12 protein-coding genes are annotated in these 14,665 nt (G+C 71.1%); 10 read left to right on the forward strand and 2 right to left on the reverse strand.

What is annotated here, in order from left to right:
* The first annotated feature begins 15 nt into the window (after positions 1-15).
* Positions 16-1,053 (forward strand): TauD/TfdA family dioxygenase, encoded by a 1,038-nt coding sequence (locus tag ABZ567_RS04510; RefSeq protein ID WP_360784638.1) that lies wholly within the window; start codon positions 16-18, stop codon positions 1,051-1,053.
* Between the two features lie 50 nt (positions 1,054-1,103).
* Here the strand turns inward: ABZ567_RS04510 and ABZ567_RS04515 are convergent, their stop codons facing one another.
* Positions 1,104-1,691, reverse strand: coding sequence for a TetR/AcrR family transcriptional regulator (locus ABZ567_RS04515; protein WP_360784641.1), 588 nt, complete (start codon positions 1,689-1,691; stop codon positions 1,104-1,106).
* 86 nt (positions 1,692-1,777) lie between these two features.
* Here ABZ567_RS04515 and ABZ567_RS04520 point away from each other — a divergent pair, with 86 nt between their 5' ends.
* The 9 genes from ABZ567_RS04520 to ABZ567_RS04560 all read left to right on the forward strand — a co-directional run bounded on the left by ABZ567_RS04520 (position 1,778) and on the right by ABZ567_RS04560 (position 13,675).
* A complete protein-coding gene (locus tag ABZ567_RS04520) occupies positions 1,778-3,385 on the forward strand; it encodes a carboxyl transferase domain-containing protein (protein WP_360784644.1) in 1,608 nt (535 codons plus the stop codon).
* A 14-nt stretch (positions 3,386-3,399) separates the two neighbouring features.
* Positions 3,400-5,328, forward strand: coding sequence for an acetyl/propionyl/methylcrotonyl-CoA carboxylase subunit alpha (locus ABZ567_RS04525; RefSeq protein ID WP_360784647.1), 1,929 nt, complete (start codon positions 3,400-3,402; stop codon positions 5,326-5,328).
* The gene (locus ABZ567_RS04530) at positions 5,325-6,260 is read left to right on the forward strand and encodes a hydroxymethylglutaryl-CoA lyase (protein WP_360784650.1); all 936 of its coding nucleotides are present in this window, start codon (positions 5,325-5,327) and stop codon (positions 6,258-6,260) included. Before ABZ567_RS04525 ends, ABZ567_RS04530 begins: the two co-directional genes overlap by 4 nt.
* 8 nt (positions 6,261-6,268) lie before the next feature.
* Entirely contained in the window at positions 6,269-7,444 is a 1,176-nt protein-coding gene (locus ABZ567_RS04535) for an acyl-CoA dehydrogenase family protein (protein ID WP_360784653.1), read from the forward strand.
* Positions 7,445-7,661: 217 nt separating this feature from the next.
* The gene (locus ABZ567_RS04540; RefSeq protein WP_360784656.1) at positions 7,662-8,510 is read left to right on the forward strand and encodes a siderophore-interacting protein; all 849 of its coding nucleotides are present in this window, start codon (positions 7,662-7,664) and stop codon (positions 8,508-8,510) included.
* A 144-nt stretch (positions 8,511-8,654) separates the two neighbouring features.
* Complete coding sequence (locus ABZ567_RS04545; protein ID WP_360784659.1) at positions 8,655-10,094, forward strand: aspartate aminotransferase family protein; 1,440 nt, start codon at positions 8,655-8,657, stop codon at positions 10,092-10,094.
* On the forward strand, positions 10,081-11,364 hold the full coding sequence (locus ABZ567_RS04550) for a lysine N(6)-hydroxylase/L-ornithine N(5)-oxygenase family protein (protein WP_360784662.1): 1,284 nt from the start codon (positions 10,081-10,083) through the stop codon (positions 11,362-11,364). Before ABZ567_RS04545 ends, ABZ567_RS04550 begins: the two co-directional genes overlap by 14 nt.
* On the forward strand, positions 11,361-11,891 hold the full coding sequence (locus ABZ567_RS04555; RefSeq protein ID WP_360784665.1) for a GNAT family N-acetyltransferase: 531 nt from the start codon (positions 11,361-11,363) through the stop codon (positions 11,889-11,891). Before ABZ567_RS04550 ends, ABZ567_RS04555 begins: the two co-directional genes overlap by 4 nt.
* Positions 11,888-13,675 carry an IucA/IucC family siderophore biosynthesis protein gene (locus tag ABZ567_RS04560; protein ID WP_360784668.1) on the forward strand — a complete coding sequence of 596 codons (1,788 nt, stop codon included), beginning with the start codon at positions 11,888-11,890 and terminating at the stop codon, positions 13,673-13,675. The genes ABZ567_RS04555 and ABZ567_RS04560 overlap by 4 nt, the downstream gene beginning before the upstream one ends.
* A 605-nt stretch (positions 13,676-14,280) precedes the next feature.
* Here ABZ567_RS04560 and ABZ567_RS04565 read toward each other — a convergent pair.
* Positions 14,281-14,664: a hypothetical protein gene (locus ABZ567_RS04565; protein WP_360784670.1), complete on the reverse strand. Its 384-nt coding sequence runs from the start codon at positions 14,662-14,664 to the stop codon at positions 14,281-14,283.
* Between the last annotated feature and the right edge of the window lies 1 nt (position 14,665).

The following is a 14,665-nucleotide window of genomic DNA, read 5'->3' on the forward strand; positions in this document are numbered from 1 at the left end:
AGAAGGAAAGGACGCATGAGAAAAGAATTCGCGTACGCCGACGCGCGCGCGACCGGCATCGTGCTGAGCGGGACCGAGGCGGAGATCGTCGAGGCGTCCGCCCTCAGGATCGCCGACGAGTACGCCGGTCACTCCCTGCACGGCACCGACCTGCTGCACGCCGTGGAGCTCGCCGCCGCCGCCCTGCCCGCGCACGTCCGCCGCGCCCTCATCTCCTTCCGCGACCGGGGGAACGAGAGCGGCACCCTGCTGCTGCGCGGCCTGCCCGTCGGCGCACTGCCCCCCACCCCGGACCGGGTGGAGGACGAACCCGCCTGGACCGAGGTCGCGGTGGCGACGGTCGCGCAGCTCATGGTGATGTCCGTGCTGGGCCGCTCGATCTCCTACAGCGACGAGAAGAACGGCGACCTCGTCCAGGACGTCAGCCCCAAGCGCGGGGCCGAGGCGCGCCAGGAGAACAGCGGCTCCATCCTGCTGGAGCTGCACACGGAGGACGGCTTCCACCCGGCCGCCCCGCACTTCCTGAGCCTGATCTGCCTGCGCGGCGACCGGGACGGGGTGGCCGCCACCGTCACCGCAGGGATCGGGGACGTGCTGCCGACCCTCGACGCGCTGACCGTCGAGACGCTGCGCCGGCCCGAGTTCCGGACCCGGTTCTCCAGCTCCTTCGTGCACGACACCGACGAAGAGGTGCTGACCCCGCCGATGCCGGTCCTCTCCGGCCCCGCTCACGACCCGGACCTGCGGGTGGACTTCCACGGCACGGTCGGCGTGACCCCCGAGGCCCGCGACGCCCTGGCCACGCTGCAGGGGGCGATGCTCGACGCGCTGCGCGGGATCGTGCTCCGGCCGGGCGAGCTGATCATCCTCGACAACCGGCGGACGGTGCACGGCCGCACCGGTTTCACCCCGCGGTACGACGGCGAGGACCGCTGGCTGCGACGTTCCTTCGCCCTGGCCGACCTGCGGCCGGTCCTCGGCCACCTCGGTGAGGGCCGGAGCCACGAACCGGTCACCGCGCCCGCTCCGACGCCCGTGATGGCGGCCGTCTGACACCCCGATGTCCGGGCCCGCACATCTGTGCGGGCCCGGACATCGGCATGTCAGGCCGCCAGCGCGCCGAGGGCGCCGTGGGCCAGGTTCCTGAGGAGGCGTTCCATCTCGGAGCGGCTCAGCGGGACACCCAGGTGGGGGGTCGAGTTGAGCAGGCCGAACACGGCGTGGACCGCCGTCCGCACCTCGCTCTCGGCCGCGTCGGGGTACAGCTCCCGCACCACCGTCACCCACAGTTCGACGTACTGCCGCTGGAGCTGCCGTACCCGCTTGCGGTCCTCGTCCTTGAGCCGGTCGAGCTCGCGGTCGTGCAGGGTGATGAGCGGCCGGTCGTCGAGGGCGAAGTCGATGTGCCCGTCGATGAGGGAGCCGAGCAGGGCCTCGGGGTCGCCGGTGGTCGCGCCGGCCCGCATCCGCCCGCCGTCGAGGAGCCGCTCGCTGATGCCGACGAGGAGTTCCGCGAGCATCGCGTCCTTGCCGGGGAAGTGCCGGTAGAGACCGGGGCCGCTGATGCCGACGGCGGCCCCTATCTCGTCGACGCCCACGCCGTGGAAGCCGCGCTCGGCGAAGAGGCGGGCGGCCTCCCTGAGGATCTGCTCGCGTCGCGTCGGGGCGTCGGTCCTGGCGGTCGTGGTCATGATGCGATTCTAGACAACCCGGTTAGCGGTCGTTAACCTGAGCGGCGTACGTTAACGCTCATTAACCGAGCAAGGGAGCTCGAGGGATGCAGCAGGCACCTGTGCTGACGAGTGCGGCGGATCCCGCGTCGGCGGCCTGGCAGGCGAACGAGGCGGCGCACCACGAGCTGGCCGCGACCCTGCGCGCCAAGCTCGCGGCGGCCGCGCTGGGCGGGGGTGAGAAGTCCCGGGCCCGGCACACCGCTCGCGGCAAGCTGCTGCCCCGGGACCGGGTGGACACCCTTCTCGACCCGGGGTCGCCCTTCCTGGAGCTGGCCCCGCTCGCGGCGCACGGGATGTACGGCGACCAGGCCCCGGCGGCCGGGGTCATCGCCGGTATCGGCCGGGTCGGCGGGCGCGAGTGCGTGATCGTCGCGAACGACGCGACCGTCAAGGGCGGCACGTACTACCCGATGACGGTGAAGAAGCACCTGCGGGCCCAGGAGGTGGCGCTGGAGAATCGTCTCCCCTGCCTCTACCTGGTCGACTCGGGCGGCGCCTTCCTGCCGATGCAGGACGAGGTCTTCCCGGACCGGGAGCACTTCGGCCGGATCTTCTACAACCAGGCCCGGATGTCGGGCGCGGGCATCCCGCAGATCGCGGCGGTCCTCGGCTCCTGCACGGCGGGCGGCGCGTACGTCCCGGCGATGAGCGACGAGGCCGTGATCGTACGGAACCAGGGGACCATCTTCCTGGGCGGTCCACCGCTGGTGAAGGCGGCGACCGGTGAGGTCGTCACGGCGGAGGAGCTGGGCGGCGGCGAGGTCCACTCCCGGATCTCCGGTGTCACCGACCATCTGGCCGAGGACGACGCCCACGCCCTGCGGATCGTGCGGAACATCGTCGCCACGCTCCCGGAGCGCGGCCCGCTGCCGTGGTCGGTGGAGCCGGTCGAGGAGCCGAAGGTCGACCCGTACGGTCTGTACGGCGCGGTCCCGGTGGACTCCCGTACCCCGTACGACGTGCGCGAGGTGATCGCCCGGGTCGTGGACGGCTCCCGTTTCCAGGAGTTCAAGTCCGAGTACGGGCAGACGCTGGTCACCGGTTTCGCCCGGATCCACGGGCATCCGGTCGGGATCGTCGCCAACAACGGCATCCTGTTCGCGGAGTCCGCCCAGAAGGGCGCGCACTTCATCGAGCTGTGCGACCAGCGCGGGATCCCGCTGGTGTTCCTGCAGAACATCACCGGGTTCATGGTCGGCAAGGCGTACGAGCACGGCGGGATCGCGAAGCACGGCGCGAAGATGGTGACGGCGGTGGCCACGACCCGGGTGCCGAAGCTGACGGTGGTCGTCGGCGGCTCGTACGGGGCGGGCAACTACTCGATGTGCGGCCGGGCGTACTCCCCCCGCTTCCTGTGGATGTGGCCCAACGCCAAGATCTCGGTCATGGGCGGCGAGCAGGCCGCGTCGGTCCTCGCCACCGTCAAGCGCGACCAGCTCGGTGACGGATGGAGCGCGGAGGAGGAAGAGGCCTTCAAGGCTCCGATCCGCGAGCAGTACGAGAGCCAGGGCAACGCCTACTACGCGACCGCCCGGCTCTGGGACGACGGGGTCATCGACCCGCTGGAGACCCGGCAGGTCCTCGGCCTCGCCCTGACCGCCTGTGCCAACGCGCCCCTGGGTGACCCCCAGTTCGGCGTCTTCCGGATGTGAGGGGCCCCCAGGAGATGCAGAGCATGTTCGACACCGTCCTCGTGGCCAACCGGGGTGAGATCGCCGTCCGTGTCATCCGCACCCTGCGGGCGATGGGCGTGCGCTCGGTGGCCGTGTACAGCGACGCGGACGCCGACGCCCGGCACGTACGGGAGGCGGACACGGCGGTACGGATCGGTCCGCCGCCGGCCGCCGAGTCGTATCTGTCCGTCCCCGCGCTGCTCGAAGCGGCGCGGCGGACCGGCGCACAGGCCGTCCACCCGGGTTACGGCTTCCTCGCGGAGAACGCGGGCTTCGCGCAGGCGTGCGCGGACGCGGGCCTGGTCTTCATCGGCCCTCCGGCCTCCGCGATCTCCCTCATGGGCGACAAGATCAGGGCGAAGGAGACCGTGAAGGCGGCGGGCGTGCCGGTCGTGCCCGGCGCCGCCGATCCCGAACTGGCCGAGGCCGCCCGCGAGCTGGGCGCGCCCGTGCTCCTGAAGCCGAGCGCGGGCGGCGGCGGAAAGGGCATGCGGCTCGTCCGGGACCTCGCGGTCCTGGAGGACGAGATCGCGGCGGCCCGCCGTGAGGCCCGCTCCTCGTTCGGTGACGACACGCTGCTCGTGGAGCGGTGGATCGACCGGCCCCGGCACATCGAGATCCAGGTCCTGGCGGACGCCCACGGGAACGTGATCCACCTGGGTGAGCGCGAGTGCTCGCTCCAGCGGCGCCACCAGAAGATCATCGAGGAGGCGCCGAGCGTCCTGCTCACCCCGGAGATCCGGGCGGCGATGGGCGCGGCGGCGGTGGAGGCGGCGCGGTCCTGCGGCTATGTGGGCGCGGGCACGGTCGAGTTCATCGTGCCGGGCGGCGACCCCGCCTCGTACTACTTCATGGAGATGAACACCCGCCTCCAGGTCGAGCACCCGGTGACCGAGCTGATCACCGGTGTCGATCTGGTCGAGTGGCAGCTGAGGGTGGCGGCGGGCGAGCCGCTGCCCTTCGCGCAGGACGACATCCGCCTGGACGGCTGGGCGATCGAGGCCCGGCTGTGCGCGGAAGACCCGTCGCGGGGCTTCCTGCCGTCGGGCGGCACGGTCCTGGCCCTGCGGGAGCCGCAGGGGGACGGGGTCCGCACGGACTCGGGTCTGAGCGAGGGCACGGAGGTCGGCAGCCTGTACGACCCGATGCTGTCGAAGGTCATCGTCCACGCGAAGGACCGCCCCACGGCGCTGCGCAAGCTGCGCGCGGCCCTGGCGGACACGGTCACCCTGGGCGTCCCGACGAACGCGGGCTTCCTGCGCAGGCTCCTGGCCCACCCCGACGTCGTCTCCGGGGCCCTGGACACGGGTCTGGTGGAGCGGGACGCGGAGAGCCTGGTCCCGCAGGGCGTGCCGGACGAGGTGTACGCCGCGGCGGCCGCCGTACGGCTCGCGCGGCTGGCGCCGGTGACGCGGGACGGCTGGTCGGACCCGTTCTCGGCGCCGAGCGGCTGGCGTCTCGGCGGCCGTCCGGCTCCGCTGCCCTTCGGTCTGCGGGTCCCGGGACACGAACCGGTCATGGTGGAGGCGCCGGGTGGCGCCGGGGTCACCGACTCCACGGTGACGGTCACCGTGGAGGGGCTCACCCATCACTTCCACCGCGGCGGCGACTGGCTCGGCCGTGACGGCGACTCCTGGCACGTCCTGGACCACGACCCGGTGGAGGCCGCGCTGTCCGGCGCCCGGCACGGCGGGGCGGACACGCTCGCCGCGCCGATGCCGGGGACCGTGACCGTCGTCAAGGTGGCGGTCGGGGACGAGGTGGAGGCCGGGCAGAGTCTGCTCGTCGTCGAGGCGATGAAGATGGAGCACGTCATCTCCGCCCCGCACGCCGGCACCGTCACGGAGCTGGACGTCACGCCCGGCAGCACCGTCGCCATGGACCAGATCCTGGCCGTCGTCGCCCCCCGGGAGGAGTCATGACCACGGGCCTGCCCATGACCGTGACCGATCCCGCGCTGCCGGCGCGGGTCCGGATCCACGAGGTCGGCGCCCGGGACGGGCTGCAGAACGAGAAGACGGCCGTCCCTACCGCCGTGAAGGCGGAGTTCATCCGGCGGCTCGCCGCCGCCGGCCTCTCCACCGTCGAGGCGACCAGCTTCGTGCACCCGAAGTGGGTGCCCCAGCTGGCGGACGCGGAGGACCTGTTCCCGCTCGTCCGTGACCTGCCGGTGCGCCTCCCGGCGCTCGTGCCGAACGAGCGCGGTCTCGACCGGGCGCTCGCCCTCGGCGTCCGGGAGATCGCCGTGTTCGCCTCCGCCACGGAGTCCTTCGCGAAGGCCAACCTGAACCGGACCGTCGACGAGTCCCTCGCGCTGTTCGCGCCGACCGTCACCCGTGCCATTGAGGCGGGCCTCCGCGTGCGCGGCTACCTCTCGATGTGCTTCGGGGACCCCTGGGAGGGCGCCGTCCCGATCGAGCAGGTCGTCCGCGTCACCAGGGCGCTGGCCGACATGGGCTGTGACGAGCTGAGCCTCGGGGACACCATCGGGGTCGCCACCCCGGGGCACGTCGCCCGGCTGCTCCGGGAGTTGAACGAGGCCGGGGTCCCCACCTCCCGTGTCGCCGTGCACTTCCACGACACCTACGGCCAGGCCCTCTCCAACACCCTGGCCGCGCTGCGCCACGGGGTGACCACCGTCGACGCCTCCGCCGGCGGCCTCGGCGGCTGCCCGTACGCGAAGAGCGCGACCGGCAATCTCGCCACCGAGGACCTCGTGTGGATGCTCGACGGTCTCGGCATCGAGACCGGAGTCGATCTGGCCGCCCTCACCGCCACAAGCGTGTGGATGGCCGAACAGCTGGGCCGGCCCAGCCCCTCCCGTACCGTCCGCGCCCTCTCCCACAAGGAGTGACGACACCCATGTCCCTCGACCACCGGCTCACCGCAGAGCACGAGGAACTCCGCCGTACCGTCGAGGCGTTCGCGCACGACGTCGTGGCGCCGAAGATCGGCGACTTCTACGAGCGGCACGAGTTCCCGTACGAGATCGTCCGCGAGATGGGCCGCATGGGCCTGTTCGGGCTGCCGTTCCCCGAGGAGTACGGCGGCATGGGCGGCGACTACCTGGCGCTCGGCATCGCCCTCGAGGAGCTGGCCCGGGTCGACTCCTCGGTCGCGATCACCCTGGAGGCGGGCGTCTCGCTCGGTGCGATGCCGGTGTTCCTCTTCGGTACGGAGGAGCAGAAGCGGGAGTGGCTGCCGAAGCTGACCTCGGGCGAGATGCTCGGCGCGTTCGGCCTGACGGAGCCGGGTGCCGGCTCGGACGCGGGCGGGACCCGTACGACCGCCGTCCGCGACGGCGACCACTGGGTGATCAACGGTTCGAAGTGCTTCATCACCAACTCCGGTACGGACATCACGGGTCTGGTGACGGTCACGGCGGTCACCGGCCGCACCGAGTCCGATTCCTCCGGCGCCGGCCGGCCGCTGATCTCCTCGATCATCGTGCCGTCCGGCACCCCCGGCTTCACGGTCGCCGCCCCCTACTCGAAGGTCGGCTGGAACGCCTCGGACACCCGTGAGCTGTCCTTCGACGACGTCCGGGTGCCGGTGGGGAACCTGCTCGGCGAGGAGGGCCGTGGGTACGCGCAGTTCCTGCGGATCCTGGACGAGGGCCGGGTCGCCATCGCGGCGCTCGCGACGGGACTCGCGCAGGGCTGTGTCGACGAGTCGGTGAAGTACGCGAAGGAACGTCACGCCTTCGGCCGGCCGATCGGGGACAACCAGTCCATCCAGTTCAAGATCGCCGACATGGAGATGCGGGCGCACATGGCGCGGATCGGCTGGCGGGACGCGGCCTCGCGGCTCGTCCTGGGCGAGCCGTTCAAGAAGGAGGCGGCGATCGCGAAGCTGTACTCCTCCACGGTGGCGGTGGACAACGCGCGTGAGGCGACCCAGATCCACGGCGGCTACGGCTTCATGAACGAGTACCCGGTGGCCCGGATGTGGCGCGACTCGAAGATCCTGGAGATCGGCGAGGGCACGAGCGAGGTCCAGCGGATGCTGATCGCACGGGAGTTGGGCCTCCAGGCCTGAGAGCTCCTCCGGTACGCGGAGCCCGTCGCCCCTTCCCGGGTGGCGGGCTCAGCCGTGTGGGCGCCCGACGGCCGTCATGGGCCCCCCGCCCTCGCCGTCGGCTCGTTCTCACCTTCCGGCACGGCCCCCGCCCTTACCCTCCGTCATGAGGTTAGGCTAACCTATCTTCAACTCCTCTCGGAGCACCCTCGCCCGTACCGCAAAGGTGTCCTGCCCCATGACGCACGCCGAGACCGCCCCCTTCCAGTTCTTCCGCCTCCAGGTCGACCGGACCCGGCGACTCGGCCCGTCCCTGGTCCGGGTCACCTTCACCGGGGACGACCTGAAGGGCTTCGCCGCCGGCGGCCGGGACCAGTCGCTCTCCCTCTTCCTGCCGCACCCCGGCCAGGAGGCGCCCGTCCTGCCCCCGCTGGACGACCCGGACATGTACGCGATCCTGGGCGCCTGGCGGGCGATGCCGGACGACGAGCGGGCCGTCATGCGCTCGTACACCGTCCGCGAGCAGCGCACCGAACCCGCCGAGGTCGACATCGACTTCGCCGTCCACGAGGACGGCGGCCCCGCCTGCCGCTGGGCCGGGCGCGCCAGGCCCGGTGACCGGGTGGTCGTCCTCGGTCCCGCGATCGCCGAGAACACCGGCGTCCGCTTCCGGCTGCCCGAGGACGCCGACTCCGTCCTGATCTGGGCGGACGAGACGGCGCTCCCGGCCGCCTCCGCGATTCTGGAGTGGCTGCCCGCCGAGACCCGCGCCCGGGTGTTCCTCGAAGTGCCGTACGCGGGCGACCGCATGGAACTGGCGACGCGGGCCGACGCGACGGTCACCTGGCTCGTACGGGAGGAGGGGGCGCCGTCCGCCGTGGACGCGGTGCGCGGCGTCGAGCTGCCGGGCGAGGCCCCGTACGTCTGGATCGCGGGCGAGTCCGGGGCGGTGAAGGCGCTGCGCCGGCACTTCGTGCGGGACCTCGGACTCGACCGGCGCCGGGTGACGTTCGTCGGCTACTGGCGCAAGGGGCTTTCCGAGGACGCGTTGCGCGAGGTCCCGGACGAGACGCAGGAGGACGTGTAGGCGCCCCTCGATCCGGACGTTCAACTTCCGTTCATCGGGCGTGACCTGAGAGGGGCGAGGGGACGTTGCGACGGATTATTAGGTTAGGCTAACCTAATAACGCATCGCCCCCTCGTCCCTCTCTGCTGTCCGGAGGCCCCCCACATGCGCTCCCACCTGCTCAATGACGCCACGGCGGAGAGCTACCGCCGCTCCGTCACCGAAGGGGTCGAGCGCGTGGCGGCCAAACTCGCGTCCACGCGAAGCCCGTTCACCGGTGTGACGCCCGCCGAGCTGGCGCCCGTCATCGACGCCGTCGACCTCGACCGGCCGCTCGGCGACTCCTCCGCCGCCCTCGACGAGCTGGAGAGCGTCTACCTCCGCGACGCCGTCTACTTCCACCACCCCCGCTACCTGGGTCACCTCAACTGCCCCGTGGTCATCCCCGCCGTCCTCGGCGAGGCCGTCCTCTCGGCGGTCAACTCCTCGCTCGACACCTGGGACCAGAGCGCGGGCGGCACCCTGATCGAGCGCAAGCTCATCGACTGGACCACCGGCCGCATCGGCCTCGGCCCCGCCGCGGACGGCGTGTTCACCAGCGGCGGCACGCAGTCCAACCTCCAGGCCCTGCTCCTCGCCCGCGAGGAGGCCAAGACGGACGACCTGTCCAGGCTCCGGATCTTCTCCTCCGAGTGCAGCCACTTCAGCGTCCAGAAGTCGGCCTCCCTCCTCGGCCTGGGGAGCGACGCCGTCGTCTCCGTCCCGGTCGACCGCGACAAGCGGATGCAGTCCGTCGTCCTCGCCGCCGAGCTGGCGGCCTGCCGCGCCGAGGGCCTCGTGCCGATGGCGATCGTCGCCACCGCCGGCACCACCGACTTCGGCTCCATCGACCCGCTGTCCGAGATCGCCGCCCTGGCCGACGAGTACGGCGCCTGGATGCACGTCGACGCCGCCTACGGCTGCGGACTGCTCGCCTCGCCGACCCGCCGCCACCTCCTGGACGGCATCGAGCGGGCCGACTCGGTCACCGTCGACTTCCACAAGTCCTTCTTCCAGCCGGTGAGTTCCTCGGCCGTCCTGGTCCGTGACGGAGCCACCCTGCGCCACGCGACCTACCACGCGGACTACCTGAACCCGCTGCGCACGGTTGCCGAGCTCATACCCAACCAGGTCGACAAGTCGCTCCAGACCACCCGCCGGTTCGACGCCCTCAAGCTCTGGATGACCCTGCGCGTGATGGGCGCCGACGGTGTCGGACAGCTCTTCGACGAGGTCTGCGACCTGGCCGCCGAGGGCTTCGCGCTGCTCGCCGCCGACCCCCGCTACGACGTCGTGGTCGAGCCGCAGCTCTCCACCCTCGTCTACCGCTACATCCCGGCCGCCGTCACCTCCCCCGAGGACATCGACCGGGCCAATCTGCACGCCCGCAAGGCCCTGTTCGCCTCGGGCGAGGCCGTCGTCGCCGGGACCAAGGTCGACGGCCGCCAGTACCTCAAGTTCACCTTGCTCAACCCCGAGACGACCACGGCCGACATCGCCGCCGTCCTCGATCTGATCGCCGGCCACGCCGAGCAGTACCTGGGAGAGAACCTTGTCCACGCCTGAGACGCCCGAGACGTACGACTTCATCGGCATCGGGCTCGGTCCGTTCAATCTCGGACTCGCCTGCCTGACCGAGCCGATCGACGAGCTGAACGGCCTCTTCCTGGAGTCGAAGCCGGACTTCGAGTGGCACTCGGGGATGTTCCTCGAAGGCGCCCACCTCCAGACCCCGTTCATGTCGGACCTGGTCACGATGGCCGACCCCACCTCGCCGTACTCCTTCCTCAACTACCTGAAGGAGAAGGGCCGGCTGTACTCGTTCTACATCCGGGAGAACTTCTACCCGCTGCGGACCGAGTACAACGACTACTGCCGCTGGGCCGCCGGGAAGCTCTCCTCGGTCCGCTTCTCGACCACCGTCGCCTCCGTGACCTTCGACGGGACCGCCGAGGTGTACGAGGTGTCCACCGAGTCCGGAGAAACGTTCCGCTCGCGTCGGCTCGTCCTCGGCACCGGCACCCCCGCGTACGTCCCCGAGACCTGCCGGGGCCTCGGCGGCGACCTCATCCACAACTCGCGCTACCTGCCGAACAAGGCGGAGCTCCAGAAGAAGAAGTCGATCACCCTGGTCGGCAGCGGTCAGAGCGCCGCCGAGATCTACTACGACCTCCTCAGCGAGATCGACGTCCACGGCTACCGGCTGAACTGGGTGACCCGCTCCCCGCGCTTCTTCCCGCTGGAGTACACCAAGCTCACCCTGGAGATGACCTCCCCGGAGTACGTGGACTACTTCCACGCGCTGCCCGAGCAGACCCGCTACCGCCTGGAGACCCAGCAGAAGGGCCTCTTCAAGGGCATCGACGGCGAGCTGATCGACGCCATCTTCGACCTGCTCTACCAGAAGAACCTGAACGGCCCCGTGCCCACCCGGCTCCTCACCAACTCCGCACTGCACGCCGCCGCGTACGACGACACCAGCGGCACGTACACCCTCGGCTTCCGCCAGGAGGAGCAGGAGAAGGACTTCACCCTGGACACCGAGGGCCTGATCCTCGCCACCGGGTACAAGTACGCCGTCCCCGCCTTCCTCGAACCGGTCCGCGACCGCCTCAACTGGGACGGCCGGGGCCGCTTCGACGTGGCCCGCAACTACGCGATCGACACCACCGGCCGCGGGGTCTTCCTGCAGAACGCCGGCGTGCACACCCACTCGATCACCTCGCCCGACCTCGGCATGGGGGCGTACCGCAACGCGTACATCATCGGGGCGATGCTGGGATACGACTACTACCCCGTAGAGAAGACCATCGCTTTCCAGGAGTTCGCGGCATGACCGTATCGATACGTCCCTTCGACCCGTCGAAGGACGCCCGGCTGATCCATCCGTGGGTCACCCACCCCAAGGCCGCCTTCTGGATGATGCAGGGCGCGACGCTCCAGGACGTCGAGCGCGAGTACACCGCGATCACCGCCCACCCGCACCACGACGCCTTCATCGGCCTGGTCGACGGCGAGCCGTCCTTCCTGATGGAGCGGTACGACCCGGCGGAGCTGGAGCTGGTCGGGCTCTACGAGCCGCAGCCGGGTGACGTCGGCATGCACTTCCTCGTCGCGCCCACCGACACCCCCGTGCACGGCTTCACCCGGACCGTGATCACCGCCGTCATGGCGGAGCTGTTCGCGGACCCGGCGACCGTACGCGTGGTCGTCGAGCCCGATGTCGCCAACGAGGCCGTCCACGCGCTCAACGCGGCCGTCGGCTTCGTGCCCGAGCGCGAGATCCAGAAGCCGGAGAAGAAGGCCCTGCTGAGCTTCTGCACCCGCGCGCAGTTCGAGGCCGCCGTGGGAGCCGCCGTATGAGCACCGTCGACCGCCGCGACCCCGTCGCCCACCTCACCCCCGAGCGCTGGGCCGATGCCAACCGCGCCCTGATCCGCAAGGGCCTCGCCGAGTTCGCCCACGAGCGGCTGATCGACCCGCGCGAGCTGGGTGAGAGCCGCTACGCGGTCCTCGCCGACGACGGCACGACCGAGTACCGCTTCACCGCGGACCGGTTCGCCCTGGACCACTGGCAGGTCTACGCCGAGTCCATCAGCCGCCACCGGGGGGACGAGCAGCTGCCGCTCGACGCGCTCCAGTTCATCACCGAACTGCGCGGCGCCCTCGGCCTGAGCGACGAGGTCCTGCCGGTCTACCTGGAGGAGATCTCCTCCACCCTCGCCGGCACGGCCTACAAGTCGACCAAGCCGCGGGTGACCTCCGCCGAGCTGGCCCACGCCGGCTTCCAGGCGATCGAGACGGGGATGACCGAGGGCCACCCCTGCTTCGTCGCCAACAACGGGCGTCTGGGCTTCGGCGTCGACGAGTTCCGCGCGTACGCCCCCGAGGCCGCCAGTGACATCCACCTGATCTGGCTCGCGGCGCGTCGCGACCGCACCACGTTCACCGCGGGCGCGGACATCGAGTACGAGACGTTCGTCCGCGCCGAGCTGGGCGACGCGACGGTGGACGGCTTCGCCGCGACCCTGACCGCCCGCGGTCTGGACCCGGCCGACTACCTCCTCATGCCCTGCCACCCCTGGCAGTGGTGGAACAAGCTGTCGGTCACCTTCGCGGCCGAGGTGGCGCAGCAGCGGCTCGTCTACCTGGGCGAGGGCGACGACACGTATCTGGCGCAGCAGTCGATCCGTACGTTCTTCAACACCTCGGACCCGACGAAGCACTATGTGAAGACGGCCCTGTCGGTCCTGAACATGGGCTTCATGCGGGGCCTCTCGGCCGCGTACATGGAGGCCACCCCGGCCATCAACGACTGGCTGCACCAGCTCATCGAGTCGGACCCGACCTTCCGGTCGGCCCGGTTCTCGATCATCCGCGAGCGGGCGGCCGTCGGCTACCGGCACCTGGAGTACGAGGCGGCGACCGACCGGTACTCGCCCTACCGCAAGATGCTGGCGGCGCTCTGGCGCGAGTCCCCGGTGCCGTCGCTCGCCGAGGGCGAGCGCCTGGCGACGATGGCCTCGCTCCTCCACGTGGACCACGCGGGAGCGTCGTTCGCGGGCGCCCTGATCAAGGAGTCGGGCCTGGAGCCGACGGCATGGCTCCGCCGCTACCTGGACGCGTACCTCCTCCCGGTCCTGCACAGCTTCTACGCGTACGACCTGGCGTTCATGCCGCACGGCGAGAACGTGATCCTGGTCCTCGACGAGCGCGGCGCGGTGGCGCGGGCGATCTTCAAGGACATCGCGGAGGAGATCGTCGTCATGGACCCGACGGCGGTCCTGCCGCCGGCGGTGGAGCGCGTCCGCGCGGAGATCCCGGAGGACATGAAGCTCCTCTCGGTCTTCACGGACGTCTTCGACTGCTTCTTCCGCTTCCTGGGCGCGACCCTGGCGGCGGAGGGCGTCCTCGCGGAGGACGACTTCTGGCGGACGGTGGCGGAGTGCGTGCGCGCCTACGAGGAGTCCAAGCCGGAGCTGGCGGACAAGTTCGCCCAGTACGACATGTTCGCGGAAACGTTCGCCCTGTCGGCCCTGAACCGCCTCCAGCTCCGCAACAACAAGCAGATGGTCGACCTCGCGGACCCGTCGGCGGCCCTCCAACTGATCGGCGACCTGGCCAACCCACTGGCCCGCTTCGCCTGACCCTTCCCTGAACCGACGCGAGCCCCACCGGAGTACGGTCCTCCGGCGGGGCTCGCGTCCATGCCCCGTAGGGACAGGAGTCCCCTTCCTCACGCGGACACGCGATGAGCGCACGGGACACGTACTGCTGCGCTTTGGAGCAGTACCCCTGGACGACGTCGTTTCCCACAGCCAGCCGGAGCGCCTCCCCGGTGCGCTGGAGCCGGTCCCAGATCGGGAAGTACTCCTGATCGACGGGAGGGTTCCGCGTCAGCTCCCCCTCGATCCAGGCGACAGCCGCCTCCACGTCGGTGTACGTGGCCACCACCTGCGCACCGGGCCGCCGCAACCAGTCCTTGATCTCGATCGGCGGGTGGTCGGCGGGAACCTCACCCCGGCGAATCGCCGAGTCCGGGTAGACCCGGCCGGTGTACGGGTACGCGTGCCAGTGCTGTGTCACGGGCGCAACGTAGCCCCGCCCATGCGGAGGGAGCGGACTCTTCTTCGCGGACTACCGCGTGACGGCCAGGGCCATGGCCAGGACGCCGATGACTCCCACGGCGGTCACGGCCACCGCGTGGAGCCTCACCCGGAGCCGTCCGTCACCCGGGCGACGTACTGGGCCGTCACGGCGCCTCGACCCGCATCTTCGGCGGGTCGTGGGGGTGGTTGCGGATCTCCACCACGCAGTCGACGGCCGCGGATTCGTCGTGCTGCGGCCCTCTGCGCATGCAGTCGTCGAACCGTGCCGCCAGGTACGCGCACGGCGTGCAGTCCGGGACCGGCTCGGGCCGGGGGCGGAGCCCGTGGTCGGCGGAGAGGACGAGCGTGGGAGGTACGGGGGTGGTGAGGACACGGATGCGCGACCACTCGTCCTCGGTCGGGGCACGCAGGTCCTCGGGCGCGGCGACCCACTCGGCACCGCCGCCCGGGGGACGCAGGTAGACCTTCCCGGCCTGGCTGCGCGACACCCTGCCGAGCCGGGTCGTTCCGTTGCCGGTGTCGGCCACG

The sequence above is a fragment of the Streptomyces sp. NPDC016459 genome (assembly GCF_040632845.1).
GTDB lineage: Bacteria > Actinomycetota > Actinomycetes > Streptomycetales > Streptomycetaceae > Streptomyces.